This is a genomic window from Eikenella sp., from assembly GCF_057315495.1.
The window spans coordinates 1-20,780 of record NZ_DBHKXY010000016.1; the positions used below are offsets into that span (position 1 = coordinate 1).

17 protein-coding genes and 1 pseudogene are annotated in these 20,780 nt (G+C 56.4%); 9 read left to right on the forward strand and 9 right to left on the reverse strand.

Annotation, left to right across the window (positions count from 1 at the left end; genetic code table 11):
* The 5 genes from ACO6EE_RS02390 to mnmC1 form a co-directional block, all read right to left on the reverse strand.
* Window positions 1-271: metal ABC transporter solute-binding protein, Zn/Mn family (locus ACO6EE_RS02390; RefSeq protein ID WP_485958961.1), on the reverse strand; the 271-nt coding region annotated here is incomplete at its 3' end.
* Between the two features lie 185 nt (window positions 272-456).
* Entirely contained in the window at window positions 457-1,107 is a 651-nt protein-coding gene (locus tag ACO6EE_RS02395; protein ID WP_153709043.1) for an IS1595-like element ISEco1 family transposase, read from the reverse strand.
* 365 nt (window positions 1,108-1,472) lie between these two features.
* On the reverse strand, window positions 1,473-2,924 hold the full coding sequence (locus ACO6EE_RS02400) for a phospholipase D-like domain-containing protein (protein ID WP_485958962.1): 1,452 nt from the start codon (window positions 2,922-2,924) through the stop codon (window positions 1,473-1,475).
* Window positions 2,925-2,994: 70 nt separating this feature from the next.
* Window positions 2,995-3,390, reverse strand: a complete 396-nt coding sequence (locus ACO6EE_RS02405) for an SMI1/KNR4 family protein (RefSeq protein ID WP_485958963.1) — start codon at window positions 3,388-3,390, stop codon at window positions 2,995-2,997.
* A 212-nt stretch (window positions 3,391-3,602) separates the two neighbouring features.
* The gene (gene mnmC1, locus ACO6EE_RS02410; RefSeq protein ID WP_485958965.1) at window positions 3,603-5,153 is read right to left on the reverse strand and encodes an FAD-dependent 5-carboxymethylaminomethyl-2-thiouridine(34) oxidoreductase MnmC1; all 1,551 of its coding nucleotides are present in this window, start codon (window positions 5,151-5,153) and stop codon (window positions 3,603-3,605) included.
* Between the two features lie 282 nt (window positions 5,154-5,435).
* Here mnmC1 and lon point away from each other — a divergent pair, with 282 nt between their 5' ends.
* The 3 genes from lon to ACO6EE_RS02425 all read left to right on the forward strand — a co-directional run bounded on the left by lon (window position 5,436) and on the right by ACO6EE_RS02425 (window position 10,179).
* Entirely contained in the window at window positions 5,436-7,874 is a 2,439-nt protein-coding gene (gene lon, locus ACO6EE_RS02415; protein WP_485958966.1) for an endopeptidase La, read from the forward strand.
* 160 nt (window positions 7,875-8,034) lie between these two features.
* Window positions 8,035-8,340, forward strand: a complete 306-nt coding sequence (locus ACO6EE_RS02420) for an HU family DNA-binding protein (protein WP_161802039.1) — start codon at window positions 8,035-8,037, stop codon at window positions 8,338-8,340.
* 297 nt (window positions 8,341-8,637) lie between these two features.
* Entirely contained in the window at window positions 8,638-10,179 is a 1,542-nt protein-coding gene (locus tag ACO6EE_RS02425; RefSeq protein ID WP_485958968.1) for a peptidylprolyl isomerase, read from the forward strand.
* A 272-nt stretch (window positions 10,180-10,451) separates the two neighbouring features.
* On the opposite strand, the gene ACO6EE_RS02430 is transcribed toward ACO6EE_RS02425, so the two are convergent.
* Both ACO6EE_RS02430 and ACO6EE_RS02435 read right to left on the reverse strand, forming a co-directional pair.
* Window positions 10,452-11,321, reverse strand: coding sequence for an NAD(P)H-hydrate dehydratase (locus ACO6EE_RS02430; RefSeq protein ID WP_485958969.1), 870 nt, complete (start codon window positions 11,319-11,321; stop codon window positions 10,452-10,454).
* 80 nt (window positions 11,322-11,401) lie between these two features.
* Window positions 11,402-11,962 (reverse strand): pseudouridine synthase, encoded by a 561-nt coding sequence (locus tag ACO6EE_RS02435; protein ID WP_126983289.1) that lies wholly within the window; start codon window positions 11,960-11,962, stop codon window positions 11,402-11,404.
* Between the two features lie 242 nt (window positions 11,963-12,204).
* Between ACO6EE_RS02435 and rph the strand changes: the two genes are divergently transcribed.
* The 3 genes from rph to ACO6EE_RS02450 all read left to right on the forward strand — a co-directional run bounded on the left by rph (window position 12,205) and on the right by ACO6EE_RS02450 (window position 14,683).
* The gene (rph, locus tag ACO6EE_RS02440) at window positions 12,205-12,942 is read left to right on the forward strand and encodes a ribonuclease PH (RefSeq protein WP_485958971.1); all 738 of its coding nucleotides are present in this window, start codon (window positions 12,205-12,207) and stop codon (window positions 12,940-12,942) included.
* A 103-nt stretch (window positions 12,943-13,045) separates the two neighbouring features.
* Window positions 13,046-13,654, forward strand: coding sequence for a glutathione S-transferase family protein (locus ACO6EE_RS02445; RefSeq protein WP_485958973.1), 609 nt, complete (start codon window positions 13,046-13,048; stop codon window positions 13,652-13,654).
* 129 nt (window positions 13,655-13,783) lie between these two features.
* The gene (locus ACO6EE_RS02450; RefSeq protein ID WP_485958975.1) at window positions 13,784-14,683 is read left to right on the forward strand and encodes a Dyp-type peroxidase; all 900 of its coding nucleotides are present in this window, start codon (window positions 13,784-13,786) and stop codon (window positions 14,681-14,683) included.
* Window positions 14,684-14,786: 103 nt separating this feature from the next.
* Here ACO6EE_RS02450 and ACO6EE_RS02455 read toward each other — a convergent pair.
* Both ACO6EE_RS02455 and brnQ read right to left on the reverse strand, forming a co-directional pair.
* Window positions 14,787-14,893: pseudogene (locus ACO6EE_RS02455) on the reverse strand (IS5/IS1182 family transposase); the annotation flags it as partial.
* 86 nt (window positions 14,894-14,979) lie between these two features.
* Entirely contained in the window at window positions 14,980-16,311 is a 1,332-nt protein-coding gene (gene brnQ / locus ACO6EE_RS02460; protein WP_485958976.1) for a branched-chain amino acid transport system II carrier protein, read from the reverse strand.
* Between the two features lie 297 nt (window positions 16,312-16,608).
* On the opposite strand from brnQ, the gene ACO6EE_RS02465 reads away from it, so the two are divergent.
* The 3 genes from ACO6EE_RS02465 to ACO6EE_RS02475 all read left to right on the forward strand — a co-directional run bounded on the left by ACO6EE_RS02465 (window position 16,609) and on the right by ACO6EE_RS02475 (window position 20,751).
* Complete coding sequence (locus ACO6EE_RS02465) at window positions 16,609-18,045, forward strand: MBOAT family O-acyltransferase (RefSeq protein WP_485958978.1); 1,437 nt, start codon at window positions 16,609-16,611, stop codon at window positions 18,043-18,045.
* Window positions 18,046-18,500: 455 nt separating this feature from the next.
* A complete protein-coding gene (locus ACO6EE_RS02470; protein WP_485959002.1) occupies window positions 18,501-19,547 on the forward strand; it encodes an SGNH/GDSL hydrolase family protein in 1,047 nt (348 codons plus the stop codon).
* 19 nt (window positions 19,548-19,566) lie between these two features.
* Complete coding sequence (locus tag ACO6EE_RS02475) at window positions 19,567-20,751, forward strand: SGNH/GDSL hydrolase family protein (protein ID WP_485958980.1); 1,185 nt, start codon at window positions 19,567-19,569, stop codon at window positions 20,749-20,751.
* The last annotated feature ends 29 nt before the right edge of the window (window positions 20,752-20,780 follow it).

The following is a 20,780-nucleotide window of genomic DNA, read 5'->3' on the forward strand; positions in this document are numbered from 1 at the left end:
AGAAACGCTCAAACCAGCGCTCCAGGTTCAGCCCGTTCCACAGCACCAAATCGGCAGATTGCGCTTTGGCAATGTCTTGCGGCGTGGGCTGGTAATCATGGATTTCCGCGCCCGGTTTGGTAATCGATTCCACCACCGCGGCATCGCCCGCCACGTTTTGGGCGATATCCTGAATTACGGTGAAGGTGGTGACTACTTTGAATTTGGCATAGGCCGGCGCGGCCAGGCCTAGGGCGGCCAGCAGGCAGAATGCGGATAATAATCGACGCATTGTTTTCTCCTAATTTGATTTGGTTGAATGGGCGGCAAAGCGAAGCAGTTGCCTATTTACATACTAGCCTAAATAGAAATTACTATCAATTATTTTATAGTAGCTTTTATATCGCCACAGAAAAATCAGCAGAAACAATAAGCCTATATCGCATACGGGATTATTTTAGGGGCTGTCCTAGATAACTAGGTTAAACTATCTTTTACCATTTGTTTTAACATGGCAATTTGAGATTTCATTTCATTGTTGTTAAATCGCCATTCGCACTCTTTCAAATACAGCTCGAAATGCTTTTTCGGAATGCCGTTGAATTTACGCAAATGACGTTTGGCCTGACTCCAGAAGTTCTCAATCCCGTTAATGTGGTTTTGCCTGTCTGCAAAACAGGTACGGTGATTGATGCGCAAGTGGTTAAACTCGCTAACATCCAATACATTGTAGGCACTGTGGCAATCAGTATAAACCACGCTGTCCGGCCTTACCTTCTCCCGGATAATCGGCAGCAGGGTAGCCGACTGCGTATTGGCTACGGTAACGGTGTAAACCTTACCGTTACGCTTCAACAGTCCGAATACCACCACTTTGCCGGCTGCCCCGCGACCGCGTTTGCCTTTGCGGCAGCCGCCAAAATAGCTTTCATCTGCTTCTACTTCGCCATCAAACATTTCCAGGTGTTCGCAACGATGAAAGATAAGCAAGCGTAAACGGTGAAAGTAGTAGGCAGCGGTGTTTTTATTGACTCCGGCCAATTCAGCGGCAGTACGGGCAGTTGCTCCTGCAACGAACAATTCGATCAGTTTGTTTTGAATGGGCTGGCTGAGGCGACTTTTTCTCATAGGAATATTTTAATCAATTTTGAATATTCCTAGTTATCTAGGACAGCCCCTTATTTTATGCGTATTTTGCCGTGCTATGCCAGCAATCATTGCTATAGGCAATAGCCTCTTTGTCAATTTAAATCAGGCAAAACCGATTGGGCTGGCGGGTAAGTGCCGTTGTTTTTGCCATACGTTTGTTATCGTGTGTTAAATCATACTGCATAGGCTACCTGAAAGTTGGATAACCTGTTTGGGCTGGGTCGAGACACCTTTCAGCTAGCCTTAGCTTTTCAGGTAGCCTTGGTAGCAGCATAGGCTACCTGAAAACTTAAACAGCATACAGGCAATCAATGTTCCTACCCAGTGGAAGGCAGCTTTGCTCTTCAGCCGGATTGATCCGTTTTGCCCGAACGTTTGCGGCGGCGGAAGCGCCACAGTTGGCGCACGGCGTGAACGGTGGTGGAAAGCCCGCCGGCCAGCAACAAAAATATCAGCGGCACCACCAGCAGATAGGGCACAAACCACAGCAGCAGCGCCAGTGCCAGCATACTGATGCCTAGGCTCAGATAGGATTTGGCTTCGTTTTCATCCACCGTGCGCGTGCCGTAGAAGTTGCCGCGAAACATGCTGGAAAGCTGCAACAGCTGGCGGGCGGCGGCTTGGGCGCGCTGGCGGCGGTGCCGCTTGGAGAGCATCTGGTGGCGTCGGCGCAGGGCGGCACGGCGTTCGCTGCTGTTGAGCACGATTTCGGTGGCATTGGCGAGATCTTGCAGAAACATCTGCTCCAGCTGGTGCACCACCACCGCATCTTCGATGACCACGTCTAATTCGCGGTTGAGATACCAGCTGGAGAAATTGAGATTGGTTGAACCCACGCGCGCCCATTGGCCGTCGGCAATGGCACTTTTGGCGTGAATCATCGGCCCGTCCCATTCAAACACACGCACACCGGCCTCCAAAAGGCTGCGGTAGCGGATGCGCGACACGCGGCCTATCCAGCGGATATCGGAAGTGCGCGGCACTAGGATACGCACGTCCACGCCGTCGTTGGCGGCGTTGATCAGGGCTTGGGTGTAGAGGCGGGTAGGCATGAAATAAGCGTCGGTAAGCCATAGGTTGCGCCGCGCCAGCGCCAGCGCGTTCAAATCCAGCCGCATCATATTGTTGTTGCTGGGCGTGGTGGCCACCACGCCGGCGCGCACCGTGCCGGCGGCCGTGTTGCCATCGGGGGTGATGTTTTCAGTTAGCCTTTCGCCTTGCGAGCGCAGCGTGTCGGACAAAGCCTGTACCACTTCGGCCACCACCGGCCCCTGCAGCTTCAGCCCGGTATCGCGCCACGGCGCCACGCCTGTGGCCGGATTGCCTTCCCAGGCGGAAGACACACACAATCCGCTCACGAAGGCAGTGTGGCCGTCGATTACGAAGGATTTGCGGTGGTTGCGCGAGAGCAGGCCGATACCGCTGGTAAAACCCGGCGGGTTGTAGGCCACCACTTGCGCGCCGGCCTGCTTGAGCGGCTCAAAAAAGCGGCACACCGACGGCCACAGGCTGCCGATCCAGTCGTACACCAGCACCACACTCACGCCCTGGCGGCATTTTTCCACCAGCAAATCGCGTAGCCGCACGCCGAAATCGTTGGCGGCAAAAATATACATTTCAATCAGCACATAATGCTCGGCCGCCGCCACCGCTTCCAGCCAGGCGGGAAAGTTTTCGCGGCTGTCTTGCAAGAGCTGCACGCTGTTGCCGCCGTGCATTTCGCTGCTGCTGGAACGCGCATGCAGCTGATCGAGCAGCGGCTGCGGGTGGTCGAGGAGGAGGGTGCGGTTGGGCATGATGTGTTTTCGTGTGGGTTTGGTTGGTTTGAGGTTTCAGGTAGCCTGTTGCGCTGGATTGGATTGCTATTCAGTAGTCCAACTCTTGAGCCAGCACGTCAGCAAGGCTGTTGCCAACAGGAACGCCCAGGTCATCCGAGCCTGAGTCTTTCATCACAATTAAAGGGCCGGATTGCCCAAAGTCGTAACAATAGAACACGCCACCGCCATCGAATGCAATCGGCAGCAAATTGGGCGCGTAATACCAGAACTGATAGCCAAAATAATAAGATACAGTTTCTGCCGGTGAGAAGTAGCCAAAATCCTGCCCATTGCCCGTGATGCCGCCGTGCACAGAATATTGCCAAAGCTGCATCAGTTCGTTGGGGATATAAAAGTGGGCTGGCAGGCAATATCCGGTGGCACTGAGCTGTATTGAGTAAGGTTCGAGATAGTTTAATGCGTTGGCGCGTTCGGCTTCGGGCAAAGGGGTGCGGAATGCGGTAATGTCGTCCGGCGAGGCAGGAGGGTGTCGGTCGTAAAATTCAAATGCTTGATACTACATTGCTTTATTCCTTCACTAAGAATGCTTTTCGCAAAGCTGTCAGGCATTACACGTAGCCTTGGGCTTAGGCAAATCAAACTGGCGCAGCGGAAACACAATCCACCTGCTATGGCTTTTCAGGTAGCCTGCAGTCTTTAAGTTTGCCGATGGATAATGCGGCGAATCAGCAGGCGGTTGGGGGCGAGGGCGGCGGCTACTTCGGGTTCGGCGGGCAGCGGCTGGCCGAGCATTTGCGCGGCGATGAGTTCGCCGCACAGCGGGGCGGTGGCCAGGCCGCGGCTGCCGTGCCCGCTGTTCACAAACAGGCCGGGCAGGTGGGGGCATGGCAGGTCGGGCAGGCGGTAGTTTTTATCGTGGGCGAGTTTGGCGTATTGCACGCGCATCGCCACCCAGTCGCCCAATGCGCCAACGGCGGGCAGGTGGTCGTAGCAGTCGGCGCGCACGGCGGCATGGCCGGACTGGTAGGCGGGCAGGGCGGCAGCCAGTTCGGACGAGAGTTGCGCCAGTTTGGCGTGATTGCCGTCGTCTTCTGCAGCACGCAACTCACTGCTTTGCTCGTTGGGCACGAAGCTGGCACCGAAACAGTGCTGATGACGATACTCCGGCGAAATATAGGCATCGGCGCTTAGGGCGCAGCGCAACCGGCGGCTGAGAGGCGAAGCATCGGCCAGGCTGGTTTGGCCGCGGATGAATTGCAGCGGCAGGGCTTCGGGCAGGATATCGGCCAATTGCTCGGCGCCGCAGCAGAACACGATGTGGCTACCTGAAAAAGTCTGCATGCCTTGCGGCGTATCCACCGCCAGCTGCCATTCGTTGCCGTGGCGTTGCAGGCCGGTGAGATGATGGCGGGTGAGCACTCGGATACGAGGTGATTCGAGCAGGGCGGCGGCGAAGGATGGCGGGTTGAGCCACGCTCCTTGCGGCCAGAACAGACCGCTTTGCTCGCTAAGCGGGATGCCGGAGAGTGATTCGGCTTCGGCTGGGCTGACGGCGTAATAAAGATGACGGTTGGCGCGTTGCTCGGCCAGCTCGCGGTTGCGGCGGGTTTCGCTCTGATTGTGGTTGAGGTGCAGCACGCCGCAGGCTTGCCAATCCGGGCTATTGGGCAGAAGGTGTTCGAGCAGGCGGCGGCTGTAACCGTAGCTGCCGAGCAGGAGGCGGGTTTGCAGGGTGGGGTGGGCAGAGATTTTGGCGTAGAGCAGGCCTTGCCGGTTGCCGGAGGCGGAGCGGGCGGGCTGGTCGTTTTGCTCGAGGATTAGGCTGCTGATACCGCGTCGGGCTAGGGCGTGGGCGGTGGCCGCGCCGGCAATGCCGCCGCCGATAATCAGCACGCGTTCCACAGGGATGGGCGGCGGCGCGATTTGCCAGGGTTTGCTTGGGCTAGCCTGTTGCGGCACAGATGGACTGTTTTGCCAAACCGGTTCGCCGAAACCGTATTGTGCCAACTCGGCGGCCGCGGCTGCGGGCAGCAGATAAATATCGCGTTGCAGCGGGTTGGCATCGGCGGGGATAAAGTTGGCAGCAGAGGCGGCACAACTTTTCAGGTAGCCTTTATCGGGCTCATGGAGGCTACCTGAAAAATCGTCGCTGAGAAAAATGCAGGCCGCGCGGGGATGCTGGGAGATGGCGGCGGTAAGCTCTTGCTCGGTAGGGATGCCTTGCCAGATGAGGGTAGGGGTAGTCATGGCGTTTGCCGGCTGGTGCGGGCGGGAATGGGAGACGGGAGGCAGTATAGACAGAAGCAGCTGGCGGCGGCAACTTTGGCTTGGCGCATTTCATCAGTATCAAGCCAAAGGCTACCTGAAAGCGCAGCTGCAACGAAATGGAAACGGCAGCCTGTTTTCAGGTAGCCTTTTACACACTAAACGCCGCCGAATGCTTGAAATGTGCTTGCCTGCCCCCAATTTGCCGGGCAATGAGGCTTTATTAGCCATCCTATTCAACTGAAAACAATAACCGAGAAGATAATGACCCAATCCCAGCATAATCCCGCTGAAACCCGCACCCTGCCGATGTTGCCGCTGCGTGACGTGGTGGTGTATCCGCATATGGTGCTGCCGCTGTTTGTTGGCCGCCCCAAATCGATTGCCGCGCTGGATGCCGCCATCGAGCAAGATGGGCCGGTGTTCCTTTTGGCGCAGAAAAATCCGGCCAACGAAGACCCCGGCACAGACGATTTGCACATGATCGGCACGCTTGCCAATATCCTGCAAGTGCTGAAATTGCCCGACGGCACGGTGAAAGTGCTGGTGGAAGGCATGCAGCGCGCCCGCGCATTGGCCGTGAACGACGGCGGCGACTATTTCCAAGCCGAAATTGAAGTGCTGGCTGCCGAAGAAAATACCGACGGCCACGACTACGAAGCCCTGCGCCGCACGCTTTTGGCGCAGTTCGACCAGTTCATCAAGCTCAACAAGAAAATCCCCGGCGAAGTGGCCGGCACCATTCACGGCATCACCGACCACAGCCGCCTGGTGGACACCATTGCCGCCCACTTGCAGCTCAAGTTGGAGCAGCGGCAGGAGATTTTGGAAATCATCGACGTGGCCGAACGTATGGAACACCTGCTCGGCCAGCTGGAAGCCGAGCTAGATATTTTGCAGGTGGAAAAACGCATCCGCGGCCGGGTGAAACGGCAGATGGAAAAATCCCAGCGCGACTATTATCTAAACGAGCAAGTAAAAGCGATTCAGAAAGAGTTGGGCGAGGGCGATGAGCGCGAAGAGCTCGACCAACTCGAACAGCAGGTGCGCGAAGCCGGCATGAGCAAGGAAGCGGAAGAAAAAGCGCTGGGCGAAATGAAAAAGCTGCGCATGATGCCGCCGATGTCGGCCGAGTCTTCCGTGGTGCGCAACTATATCGAAACGCTGGTAGACATCCCGTGGAAGAAGAAAAGCAAGGTCAGCAAAGATATTGTGCAGGCCGATTTGGTGCTCAATGCCGACCACTATGGCCTGGAAAAGGTGAAAGAGCGCATTTTGGAATACTTGGCGGTGCAAAAACGCATGAACAAGCTCAAAGGCCCGATTCTGTGCTTGGTGGGTCCGCCCGGCGTGGGTAAAACCTCGCTCGGCCAATCCATTGCCAAAGCCACCGGCCGTAAATACGTGCGCATGGCTTTGGGCGGCATCCATGACGAGAGCGAAATCCGCGGCCACCGCCGTACCTATATCGGTTCGATGCCGGGCAAAATCATCCAAAACATGATTAAAGCCGGTGTGAACAACCCGCTGTTCCTGCTGGACGAAATCGACAAGCTTGGCCGCGATTTCCGTGGCGATCCGGCCAGTGCGCTTTTGGAAGTGCTCGATCCGGAGCAAAACCACTCCTTTGCCGACCACTATGTGGAAGTGGATTTCGACCTGAGCAACGTGATGTTCCTTGCCACTTCCAACAGCATGGACATCCCGCCCGCGCTGCTCGACCGCATGGAAATTATCCGACTCTCCGGCTACACCGAAGACGAGAAGGTGAATATTGCCATGCAATATCTTGTGCCCAAGCAGATTGAGCGCAACGGGGTGAAAAAAGGCGAAATCGATATTCAAGAAAGTGCTGTACGCGACATCATCCGCTACTACACCCGCGAAGCCGGCGTGCGCTCGCTTGATCGCGAAATCGCCAAAATCTGCCGTAAGGTGGTGATGAAGCAGGTATTGGAGCAAGATAAAAAAGCCGGCGCCAAACGCGCTGCTGCGCCACAAATCGTGGTGGTGGATGCCGCCAACCTGCACGAATACCTCGGTGTGCGTCGTTTCGATTACGGCGTGGCCGAAAATGAAAACCGTGTCGGCCAGGTTACCGGCCTGGCGTGGACGGAAGTCGGCGGCGAGCTGCTCACCATCGAAGCCGTCGCACTCAAAGGTAAAGGCAATATCCTGCGCACCGGCAAACTGGGCGATGTGATGCAGGAATCTATTTCGGCCGCTTGGAGCGTGGTACGTTCGCGTGCCGAAGTGTTAGGCATTGCACCAGATTTCTACGAGAAAACCGATATCCATGTGCACGTTCCCGAAGGTGCCACACCTAAAGACGGCCCCAGCGCCGGCATTGGTATGACGCTGGCCATCGTGTCCTCGCTCACCGGCATCCCAGTGCGCGCCGACGTGGCCATGACCGGTGAAATCACACTGCGCGGCGAAGTGCTGCCTATCGGCGGTTTGAAGGAAAAACTGCTGGCTGCCCTGCGCGGCGGCATCAAGCATGTGCTGATTCCGCAGGAAAACGTGAAAGATTTGGAAGAAATTCCGCAAAACGTGAAAGAAGGGCTGGAAATCCATCCGGTGCGCTGGATTGACGAAGTGCTCTCCTTTGGCCTGGAATATCAGCCGCAACCTTGGCAGGACGTGCCCGCGGCCAAGCCGAAAACCCCGACAAAATCCGGTGGCCGCGCCACCAAGCATTAAGGCGAAAAGCGGCAGGCTGTGTTGTGTGAAAGGCGCAAACCTGCCGCTTTGGCTGAAAATAGCTGCTTTCCAGCCGTTTATTTGCTTGACCGATGATTTTGAACTTGCTATAAAGCAGCCTGTTGCAGACAAACGCATTGGTGCCGACCACAATCGGCCGATTCTTCATTACTCCTCAACTAGAAAGGGACTTAACGTGAACAAGTCTGAATTGATTGAAGCGATTGCTAAGGAAGCTGACATTTCCAAGGCTGCTGCCGGCAAGGCACTGGATGGCTTTACCAAGGCTGTTACCACCGCTCTGAAAAAAGGCGACACCGTAACTCTGGTTGGCTTCGGCACTTTCTACGTGGGCGAACGCGCTGAACGCAAAGGCCGCAACCCGCAAACCGGTAAAGAACTGATTATTCCGGCTGCCAAATCTCCGAAATTCCGTGCAGGTAAGGCGTTGAAAGACGCGCTGTAAACCGCACCTTCTTGCATAAATGGAAAAAGACAGGCTTTCCCGCCTGTCTTTTTTCTTGTCTATGTTTTCAGGTAGCCTTTTATGCCTGGCGGGGCAGCAGAAGATTCGGACGATAAAAAGCTGTCTGTAATCATAGTAGCGGATTAAATCTGTTTCCAATACAAGGCAGCGGACAACAGCACATAGCAAAGCCACACTATAGCTATCGCGCAAGTAATGTTAATTCACTATAGCCCGCCACCCGCAGAACCGTTACAATACCACATTTAATTTTCACCACATTTCCTTTTTATTTTTATGTTTGCCATCGTCGAAAAACACCGCCGCCTGTCTCAAGTGCTCCTTGGGCTGATTACTGTTACCTTTGTGGGATTCGGTGCCCAAACCCTCACTTCGGGTATGCACAGCAGCTATATCAGCAAAATCGGCAACACCCACATCACTGCCGAGCAAGTGCAGGAACTGCTGAGGGAAGCACCACGCCATAGCGACCAACCCATCAGCAAAGACGACGTTTACCAATCCCTGGTGCAGCAAGCCTATTTTGATCAGGGTGCGGCAGAGCTGGGCGTTGGCGAGCTTTCTATTGAGCAAATCAAGGGCGTGATTACGCGCGATCCTTCATTTCAAGTTAACGGCCAATTCAGCCCCGAGCAGTTTCAAGCCTATCTGCGCCAAAGGGGGATTACCGAAGAGCGGCTGATTGAGGAAATGCGCAGCCAGTATCGTCGCCAAACCCTTATCAGCCTGTTGAGCAATGGCAATATCGTTAGCGACAGCCAAGCTAACCAAATCCTTGCCCTTACCGGCAGCGAGCGTGAGTTGCGTACTGCGCCATTCAATGCGACCGATTTTGCCAGCAAAGTACAGCCCATCGATGCCGCCTTACGCAGCTATTTTGAAGCCAACAAAGCCAAATATGCCCTGCCTTTGGCCGTGAAGCTTGAGTTTGTCGATTTGAACGTGGAAGAGCTGGCCAAACAGCAAACCGTTAGCGCACAAGAATTGCAAGAGGCCTACCGCAATTTGCCCACCGCCGCCAGCGAAGCCAAACCGCCGTTTGAGAGCGTGAAGGCCCAGCTGGAAGAGAGCGTGCGTCAGCGCAAAGCCGCCCAAGCCTTGGGCAATGCACGCGAACAGTTGGCACAACTGGCCTTCGACCACCCGGACAGCCTGCAAAAAGTAGCGCAGGAAATGAAGCTGCCGCTGCAGAAACACGAAGAGTGGCTAAGCCAGCCCGAAGCGGCCGCCGCCAATCTGCCGCAGGCCGTGCAGGAAGCCATGTTCAGCGCCGAGGTAATCGAGCGCCGCCACAATTCCGAAGTATTGGATATGGGCAATGGCGTATTGCGCGTGCTGCGCGCCACCGATGTGAGCAAAGCCCGCAATCAGAGCTTTGAAGAAGCCAAGGAAGCGGTGCGTAAGGATTATGTGGCTGTGGAAAGCGCCAAGCTGGCACAAGCCGCTGCTGCCCAAGCTCTGAGCAATCTGCAGGCTGGCAAAGCAGTGGATAACCTACAATGGAGCAATCCGGAAAAAGCTGGTGCCGCCCAGCTGCAACAAGCTGTTGGCTTGCAAAACTTTGCCGCCATTGTGAAAGCCCATCCGCAAAACGGCAAACCCGGCTATGCAGTGATTACCCTGCCCAACGGCAACGCCGCCGTGGTGGAAGTACGCGCCATCAGCCTGCCGGAAAACAGCAAACAGCAGCTGCCGGAGCTGCGCCAACAAGTTGCCGGACGCAATACTGAAGCGTTCTACCGCCAATATCTGCAAGTGCTGCAACGTAAATACCCAATACAGCATGGCTCGCAGAAATTGGATCGGGATGAAAACTGATTGATTTTGCCGCTTGAAGGCTACTTGAAAGTTTCAGGTAGCCTTTTGCTATTTCTATTTGGCTTCGGCTGAGTGATAGCAGGGAAGGGCGGCTTGGATGTTTTTATAATGCTAGGAAATCTTGGTTTGTTAGGTTGCATTCGTTCCACCTTCTTGCGCCGATAGAGTATGAGCAAACTGATGCCTTGCATAAATACGATAAAGGCTACCTGAAACTTTCAGGTAGCCTTTCTATCGCTGCAATTATGCTTGTAGCAAGCCGACGATTCAGTTTAACCCGCAGCCAGATTGCGCAGTTCGCGCACCGCATCGGCAATCTCGCCCGCCGTCAGGCCGATGGGGCCGATGCCTCGGGCAGCGAGCAGCTCTGCCGCCGTGCCATGCATCCACACCGCCGCACAGGCCGCATCTTGCATGGGCAGATGCTGCGCCAGCAGGGCGGCCATCAGCCCGCTCAATACGTCGCCACTGCCGGCGGTGGCCAAGCCGGGGTTGCCGCTGTCGTTTTCATACACAATCCGCCCGTCTGGCGTGCACACCAAGGTTTTCGCACCTTTGAGCACCACATAGCTGCCGTAGCGCTCGGCAATATTAGAGGCCGCCAAGTAGCGGTTACCCTGCACCTCTTCCACTGTAATACCCAGCAGGCGTGCCGCTTCCAGCGGATGAGGCGTGAGCACCACATTATTGGGCAGGAACATAGTCTCTAGCGCCAGCAGGTTCAGCGCATCGGCATCCAGCAGCAGCGGCGCATCGGTATGGATGGCCGCCGCCGTGGTCTGCTCCAACAGCTGGCGCGAGGCATCGCTCATGCCCAAGCCGCAGCCAATAGCGTAAACGCTGATGTCGCGCCGCTGCACCAGCTGAGCGGCAGTGGTGATCATGATTTCCGGATAATTAGGCAGATACGGTATCGGCAGGCTGTTTTGCGCAAACCCGAGCCACACTTTGCCCGCCCCGCCTTTCAAGGCCGCGCTGGCCGCCAGCACGCCGGCGCCGGACATGCCGGCCGCGCTGCCCACTACAGCCACCGTGCCGAAAGTGCCTTTATGGCTGTCTTCCGCGCGTGGTTTGATTAAAAGGGGGAAACGGAAACGGGCAGTATGCTGCCACTGCGCCAACTGCTGGGATAAATCTGTCATATCAAACCTCGTGTTATTCAATTAGACAAATGCCAAGCAAACGGCATACCGAGAGTACGGCCATTACGCCGAATATTGAGCTAGGGCAAACACGGTGCAGGCCGCCATTGACCCGGGGCCAAATCCAGCTGCCACAAATCCAGCCGACCGATGCCCACACGCACCAACCGCAGGCAGGGATAGCCCGCCTTGGCCGTCATGCGGCGTACTTGGCGGTTTTTACCTTCGCTGATGCGGATTTCCAACCAAAAATCCGGCACACTCTTGCGCACCCGAATCGGCGGCACACGCGGCCACAGGCGGTCGGTTTCCGATTTTTCAGGTAGCCTGATCTGCGCCGGGCGGGTAACGAAATCGCCCAAATCTACGCCGTGCCGCAATAAATCCAGTTTTGCTTCGTCCGGGCTGCCTTCGAGCTGCGCCCAATAGGTTTTCACCGTTTTGTGGCGCGGGTCGGCAATTTTGGCTTGCAGGCGGCCGTCGGCCGTGAGCAGCAGCAGGCCTTCGCTGTCGGTATCCAACCGCCCGGCTGGGTAAACATCGGGTAGCCCGATAAACTCTTTCAGCGAGCGGTGTTTCTCGTGCGGGCTGAATTGGCAGATAACCCCATAGGGCTTGTTGAAAACGATTAAATCAGACATGGTGTGCAGGCCGGCGGGGGTTTCAGGTAGCCTTTTGGGCTGGAATGGCTAGATTATATAGCTGAAATCAAAGCTATTCCAGCCACCCGCGCCTGTATTCCCAAGCAATGCGAGCCATCCGGCGGTATAATCATCCCCGGCTAACGTGAGGCTACCTGAAAACCCGAGCAGCAACGAAGAGGAAGCGTAGCGAGGTTTCTACCAAACCAAGGCCCAACCCCCATCTACATAGCGAGAACACCATGTCCCCAGCCTCCATCCGTACCGGCCGCGCGCCCGACCAACTGCGCAATATCAGCATCACCCCGCATTTCCTACCCCATGCCGACGGCTCTGTCCTGATTGCCTGCGGCAACACCAAAGTGATCTGCACCGCCAGCATCGACGAATCCGTCCCGCCCTTTCTGCGCGGCAAAAACCAAGGTTGGGTAACCGCCGAATACGGCATGCTTCCCGCCTCCACCGCCAGCCGCATGCGCCGCGAAGCCGCCCAGGGCAAGCAATCCGGTCGTACCCAGGAAATCCAACGCCTGATCGGCCGTTCCTTACGTGCTGCTGTGGATTTGAGCCGGCTGGGCGAACGCCAAATCCTGATCGACTGCGACGTGATCCAAGCCGACGGCGGTACCCGCACCGCCAGCATCACCGGCGCATACGTCGCCCTGCATCTGGCCATAAGCAAACTGATTGCTACAGGCAAACTCGCACACAACCCGATTCGCGAAGCTGTGGCCGCCATATCGCTTGGCATCGTCGGCGGCGTGCCCCTGCTCGATTTGGACTACCCCGAAGACTCTGGTTGCGACAGCGACATCAACCTCGTAATGACCGCCTCCGGCAACATCATCGAAATTCAAGGCACTGCCGAAGGTGCCGCCTTCAGCCCCGCCGCACTCACCCAACTGCTCGCGCTTGGCCAAAAAGGCATTGCCGAACTACTGCAGCACCAGCAGGCCGCCATTGCTGCCGCCGCCGGATAAGGCTACCTGAAAACGAAGCTTCCGAAGGAAGCTGAGTTTCTGCGAAGTTAAAACCTAGCTGTACCGAAGTTAAAACAAACTGTAATCAAAACGAAGGAAACCCATGAAACTCTACACCAGCCCCACTTCCCCCTACGGCCGCCTTGTCCTGCTCGCCGCCCTCCCGCGGCATGATCTTGATTTCGCCATTGCCTACACCAATCCTTGGGAAAACCCCGCCGAGCTCCAAGCCCTCAACCCATTCTCCCAAGTGCCCGTGCTGCAAACCGATAGCGGCACCGTCATCGGCAACAGCCCGTTTATTTTGGACTTCCTGCTCGGCCACCCCCTGCGTACTGCCGAACAAACCGCCACCGCCGCCTTTGCCTTCTCCCTGCTCGACCAGCTGGTGAAACTCTTCGGCCTGCAAAAATTCAAAGCCGAAAACACCCCCGACCACCCGCTCACCGAACGCGCCCGTGCCGCCTGCAGCCGAGGCCTGGCCGCCGCCCCGCAGCTGGATGCCGTCAGCAGCGATGTCGCCCACCTTGCGCTGGGCATGGCCTTGGTGTTTATGCAATACCGCCTGCCTGATTTGCAGCCCCACCTCAGCCCCGACAACCAAAGCGCATTGGTACAATTCACCGCCCGCGCCGACGTGCGTGCCGTGTCGCCGGAAAACTTGGAAACCCGCCCCGCCACCTTGGCGCAGCTGCGGCAGGGTTTGGTTTAGCCCTATCCGTATCCCCGCCGATACGGCAAAGGCTACCTGAAAAACAGCGCTGCCAAATTTTCAGGTAGCCTGCTGTTATAATGCGTGCATCGCCAAAACAATACCGAAAGATAAGAAAGGATCGCCAGCATGAGTACCCCGCAAACCGCCATCATCCCGGAAACCATCACCGCCGCCATTTATATCGAGGCCAACGTGCGCGATAAGGCCAAAGTCAAAACCGCCTGCCGCGAAGCCCTCGCCGCGCTGGCAGACTGCCAAACTCGTTTCCCCGGCCACGAGCTGGGCATGACCATCGCCTTCGGTGCAGACTTCTGGCACGATCTGAACCACAGCGGCGAAGGCGAAGAAATCTGCCCCTTCGTACCGCTGGGCAACGGCCTGTGCCCGGCCACCCAGTGCGATTTGATGATCCATATCCAATCCACTCATACCGGCCTGAACTATCTGCTGGCAGAAAAAGTGCTGGCGGTTTTCGGGCAATCGCTTGAGGTGAAAAACGAAACCCACGGCTTCCGTATGCCGGAAGAGCGCGGGCTAGACGGTTTTGTGGACGGCACGGAAAACCCGCACGGCGACGAAGAAATCGCTTCCGTCGGCATCATCGCCGAAGGGAAAAGCGCGGGCGGCAGCTATGTGGTGTTGCAACAATACCTGCACGACCTGAAAAAATGGGACAGCATCAGCGTGCAAGAGCAGGAGCAGGCCGTCGGCCGCAGTAAAGCCGATAACATCGAATTTACCCGCGAAGACCGCCTGCCTGATTCGCACCTGGGCCGCACCAACATCAAAGAAAACGGCGTCGGCCTGAAAATCGTGCGCCGCAGCCTGCCTTTCGGCCAAGTGAGCGGCGAGCACGGCCTGCAATTCATCGCTTACAGTGCCAGCCTGCACAACATCGACGAGCAGCTGAAATTCATGTTCGGTGAAAAAGACGGCAAAATCGACCTGCTGCTGAAACATATGTCCACCGCCAAGCGCAGTGCCTACTACTACGCGCCGAGCGTGGAGCGCTTGGCTGATCTGTGATTGCGGATTGCTTGGATTGGCCAGATTTGATGGACGGTAATACAAAGGCTACCTGAATTTCAGGTAGCCTTTAACTTAAATGAAAACATAGGTTGGGCTGAGTATATAGTGAATTAAATTTAAACCAGTACAGCGTTGTCTCGCCTTGCCGTAACGTGTGTACTGTCTGCGGCTCGCCGCCTTGTCCTGATTTAAATTTAATCCACTATAAAAAGGCTACCTGAAAACTTTGCGGCAACTGCACCGCACCGTGTTTCAGGTAGCCTTCTGGTTCCAATGGGAAGTATTCTAACCAATCAAACCTCTTCCTGATCAGCCGGTTTGCCGCTGCTCATTTTGCCAATGATGCCGCCGAGCACAATCCCGGCCAGGGCGAAGGGTAGCCACTCCAGCGAATAGGCTTTCAACGGCAGTTGTTCGGTAAAACCTGCACCGGCTACAGAGAGGATGGAAACCGCGGTAGCCAGGCCGGTAGCGAGGCGGTGGGCAAGCAGGGGCATCGGGCGGATGAAGTTGTCGATAATCAGCAGCAGCAGGATGGTCATGGCAATCGGGTAGAGCACCATCAACACGGGCACGGATTTGCCGATAACGGCGCTCAAGCCTTGGTTGGCCAGGATGAAACTCACGAGGGTTACGGCAATGACGTAACTGCTGTAGCGGATGCGCGGGAACAGGCCGTAGAAGAATTCGCCCACGGCGGTCACCAAGCCGACCGAGGTGGTGAGACAGGCGAGGGTAACGATGATGCCGAACAGGATACGGCCGAAGCTGCCGAAGGTTTGGTAGGCGGCGGTATTGAGCAGGAAGGAGCCGATGTCTTGCTGTTTGGCAGCTAAGTCGGCCATGGTGTCGGGCGATACGGGCAGGCGGTTGCTTACCCAGGCCAGGCCAACATAAATAATAGCCAGCGATACGGCGGCGATAATGCCGGCCACAAAGGTTTGCTTCATCACCACTTGGTTATCGCGCTGATCCGCCGGCATTTTGGCCTTAATGGCATTAATCACAATTACGGAAAAGGCCACGGAGGCAAGCACGTCCATGGTTTGGTAGCCGCCAATGAAGCCGGCCAGGAAGGCGGATTGATCGCCAAAGTTGGCAGCCGGCATGGTGGGCGGGTTGCCGTAGAGCCACCACACGGATTTGCCGATCAGGGCAAGGATGGCGATGAGCAGGGCAGGGGTGAGGATGGCGCCGATGCGCTCGACCATTTTGGAGGGGGTCAGGCTCAGCCACAGGGTAATAGCGTAGTAAACCACGGTGAAGGCGAGAAGCGAGGTGCGGCCGGCTTCACCGATAAAGGGCAACATGGCCATTTCGTAGGAAGTGGCGCCGGTGCGCGGGATGGCGAAGAAAGGGCCGATGGTGAGATAAATCGCCATCAGGAAAATAACGGCAAACCAAGGGTGGATGCGGGTGAGGGCGGTTTTGTAGCCGTTGTGGTAGAAGGCGCTTACCACGATGCCCAACAGCGGCAGGCCGACGCCGGTGATCACGAAGCCGAGGAGGGTGCTCCAGAATTCGGGGCCGCTATTGAGGCCGAGGGTGGGCGGAAAAATCAGGTTGCCGGCGCCAAAAAAGATGGCGAACAGCATAAAGCCGATAATAAAGGTGTTCTTATTCATGGTTTTCTGGTGGGCTGCTATTGCTTGGATAGAGCCAGTGGCTGAGATAAAAAGGCGTTATGATACCAAATTGGCTGCTAAAGGGGTAGGGCGGTGAGCCAAATGGATTTTTTACTGTGCTGACGCTGATGTTTTCAGGTAGCCTCCGGCCAGTCTGGGGCTACCTAAAAAACGATCTGCCTGAAACCCAGTTTGTATGGCACAGGATATGTAAAACGCTTTATCCCGGCAGCGGGAAACAGTATAATTCGGCTCTTTCGCCGACGAATTAACCCTTTCTTTCCTTGCGCTGATTTTATGCCGCTGCTGTCTATCGAATTTGCTGCCTTTTTCCTGTGCTTCTTCCCCATTTACTGGCTGCTAGCCAAGCATCCGCGCTGGCAGAATTGGCTGTTGCTGTTTGCCGGTTTGGGTTGGCTGTGGCATTTGCATTGGGGCTTTGCCGTGGCGGTGTTGGTGTTTTCGCTGGGGGTTACGCTGATTGCGGCCGGTTTGTCGCAAGGTAAGGCGCAGGTGGTTCGGCGCAGATGGCTCGCGGCAGGCGTGCTGCTGGCAGTATTGAATTTGTCGTTTTTCAAATATGTGGATTTCTTCCTGCCGCTGTTGCAGCGCGGCGGGCAAGATGCGGCACTGGGCATTTTGATGCCGCTTGGCATTTCCTACTACACCTTTCAAGGCGTGGCTTATCTGGTGTCGCTCTACCGCAATGAAGACGTGCGGCTTAAATGGCGTGAGCTTTTGCTGTATTTCAGCTTTTTCCCCACCATTACTTCCGGCCCGATTGCCCGTGCCGGCCAATTGAAAAGCATTTATGGCACAGACGGCGGCATGGCGGTGCAAATCCGCAGCGAACAGCTGCGCGTCATGATCCGTCCGGCATTGGCTATCGGCCTGATTGTGCTGGGTATCTGCAAAAAGTGGTGGCTAGCCGGGGCGCTGGGCGGCAACTGGGTGGATCCGGTATTTGAAAACCCGCTGCAATACGATGCCATCACGGTGCTTACCGCAATGTACGGCTACACCGTTCAGCTGTTTATGGATTTTTCCGGTTACACCGATTTGGTGGTGGGCATGGCTATGCTGCTCGGCTTTCAGTTGCCGCAAAACTTCGCCATGCCGCTGCGCGCGTTTAACCTGCGCGATTTTTGGGACCGTTGGCACATCACGCTCTCCACTTGGATTCGCGACTATATCTACATTCCGCTGGGCGGCAGCCGCAAAGGCTGGTGGCGCACGCAGATTAATTTGATGATTGCCATGCTGCTCTCCGGCATTTGGCACGGCCACGGCTGGAATTTTTTGCTGTGGGGCGCGTTGCATGGCGTGGTGCTGGTGGGGCTGAATATCGGCGATAAAATACTGGGCGGGCGAGAGAAATTGTCCGGTTCGTCCCGCTTGGGCAAATTGGTGGCGGTGTTATTTACCGTTAACTTCGTCTGCTTCTCCTTTGTGGTATTCCGCACCGAAAGCCTGGCCGATGCCGGGCTGATGTTCCGTTCGTTGTTCGGCGGTGGCGGCAGCGGCATGCCGGAATTGGAAACCCTGCTGGTACTGGGTGCAATGGTGCTGGCGCTGACTGCATATGGCCTCTTGGCCAAGCTGTTTAATGGTGCAGTGGCACTGTTGGAACGCCTGCCGATGTGGACATGGCCGCTGCCGATGGGCGCGGCGATGTGGCTGCTGATGGTGTTTGCCCCTTCCGGCATTCCCGGCTTTATGTATGCTAACTTTTAATAACTATAATAATAAGAGAGGATTAGGCAGTCATGAACCCCAGTAAAGCCAAGCGTAGAGCCAATAAGCACAAACACCGCGATCAAGCCGCGCGCCGCAAATCGGTTGCGGAAAAACGTCCGGAACAGCTGGAGTTGCCGGTATCGATGCCGGAACAGGCGGTAACCAAATCCGGAACGCAGACCAAGGCTAAGGCCGCAGCCCAGCATAAAACTAAACCTGCGGCCAAAGCGGCTAAAGCTGAGACTATATCGTCCTCCCGTTTTCAGGTAGCCTCAGGCCAAACAGCCAGAGCAGGGCATAAAGCGCCACAGCGTAAAGCAAAATCTGCGCAATATGCTACCGTACGGCCGGCTAAAACCGCCCGCCCCGTAGTAGATACTGCCAGTCTGTCCAGTCCAGCATCGGATAGACCAAGCAAGCCTGCTTCACCGGTGTGGCGGCTATATGTGGCCATGCTGCTCACTGCGCTGCTCACGGTGTGGTTCAGCCAAGATTCCATCAACGCCTATTGGCAGCAAACCTATCATCGCGCCAGCCCTTTAGAAAAATTAAATGATTACAGCTGGTGGCGTAGCGGCAGCCGTTGGCAACAAGCGGCTCTGCAGCAGCACGAAGCCGCCTTAAGCTGGCTGGAAACCAAAAATGAAAGCTGGCGCCAGCAGCATACCGCCGAGCATGCGCCACCGAGTATAGTCGTATTGCCTACTGAACCTGCCGTGCCGTCTGAAGCCGAAGCCAAACCTGCTTCCGCACCGGCTGTGGCGCAAAATACTGCGCCTAAACCGCTGCCAGAGCGCGTGCAGTTGTCGGCTGGCGATAAAGTATTTTTTGCCGGCGATTCCATGATGGAAGGTGTGGCGCCGCACGTGCAAAGATGGTTGAGCAGCCAATACGGCATCGATTCGCTCAATCTCAGCCGCCAAAGCACCGGCCTGTCCTACCCCAGTTTCTTCGACTGGCCGGCTACTATAGAAAAAACCTTGCGGGAAGATCAAAAAATCAGGTTGCTGGTGGTGTTTCTTGGGCCGAACGACCCTTGGGATTTCCCCAATCCCGAACCGGGCACCCGAGGCTACCTGAAATTCCAAAGCCCAGAATGGGAACAGGTGTATCGACAGCGTATCGAACGCATTGTGACAGCCGCCAAGGCAGCCGATGTCCAGATTATTTGGCTGGGCGTGCCGATAATGAAGAGTAGCCGTCTCAATGCCCAAATGCGCTACCTCGACAGCCTGTTTGCCAGCGAGTTGGCCGGGAAAACCATCTGGCTGCCCACCGATAAAATCATGGGCGGTGAAGATGGGCAATACCGCGACAGCATCAGCATCAACGGGCAAACCATCCGCTTGCGCAGCAAAGACGGTATTCATTTCACCATAAAGGGACAACAGTTTCTGGCCGACCAGATAGCAGGCCGTATCGACTACCGACCTGCCAATGCCGTTGCGCCAGCCACCCCTGCCGCCTCCGAAACCGTGATGGCGAGTGGAAAATCATAATTGAAGGATAGCTAGAGTAATGTTGTTTTCCAAAAAAGGCCGCAAGCTGGCCTTGATGACCGCCTGCCTGCTCGCCTGCCAGGCCTGCAGCGCCGAAACAGCCGCCCAAGGCACCCCAGAGAAAGCCGAGCTCACCAACTACGGCAGCTGGCAGCCTGTGTGGCTCGATAAGCTGCAACGGCTCAACCGTGGCGGCGACGTGAAATTCCGTATCATCCAGCTGGGCGACTCCCATACCGCCGGCGACTACTTTACCAACGAATTGCGCACCCGTTTGCAGCAGCAGTGGGGCGATGGCGGCATCGGCTGGGTGTATCCCAACACCGTATCTGGCCAGCGCAATGCCCAAGTGCTGCATAGCAGCAGCGGCTGGCAGGTGCTGAGCAACCGCAATGCCCGTGCTGATTTTCCGCTAGGCGGCATTCTCAGCCGCTCCTCCGGCGGCGGTGGCAGCGTAACCGTTAATCCGCGCAGCCCCATTGGCGAAGCCCAGCAAATCACCATCACCGCCCGCCCCGTGTTTGCCGACAGCGAGCTCAAGGTGCACGACTCGCAAGGCAGCCAAGTTGCCTCTCTGCCCAACCTTGGCAGCAACGCTTGGCAGTATTTCTCCTTCACATCACGGCTGCCGCTCAGCTACCGCGCCCAAGCCGGCGATATTTGGGAAATCGGTCACATCAACATTGAAAACAACCGCCCCGGTGTAATCGTATCCGCCATGGGCATCAACGGCTCGCAGCTCTCACAATGGAGCGGCTGGCGTGCCGATTGGCAGCAGGACTTGTCGGCCACCCAGGCTGATTTGGTCATCCTGGCCTATGGCACCAACGAAGCGTTTAACAGCCACCTCGATATGGCGCAAACCAAGCGTATTTGGGCCGATACCATCCACAAAATCCGCGAAGCGCTGCCCGGCGCCGGCATCCTGATTATTGGCGCACCCGAGTCGCTTAAAGGGCGGCATGGTCAATGCGGTCAACGCCCGCCGTATCTGGATGCCATGCAGCAAATGCAGCGCGACGTGGCGCAGCAGGAGCAAATCCTGTATTGGTCGTGGCAGGCTGCCATGGGTGGCGCGTGCAGTATGAAAAGCTGGATGGCGCAAGGTTTAGGTGCGCGCGACGGTGTGCACTTCACCGCTCAAGGCTACCAAACTGCCGCTGGTAAGCTGGCCGACGACCTCATCAAACTCGCTAATAAATAAACCGCCCACACCGATTTCAGGTAGCCTCA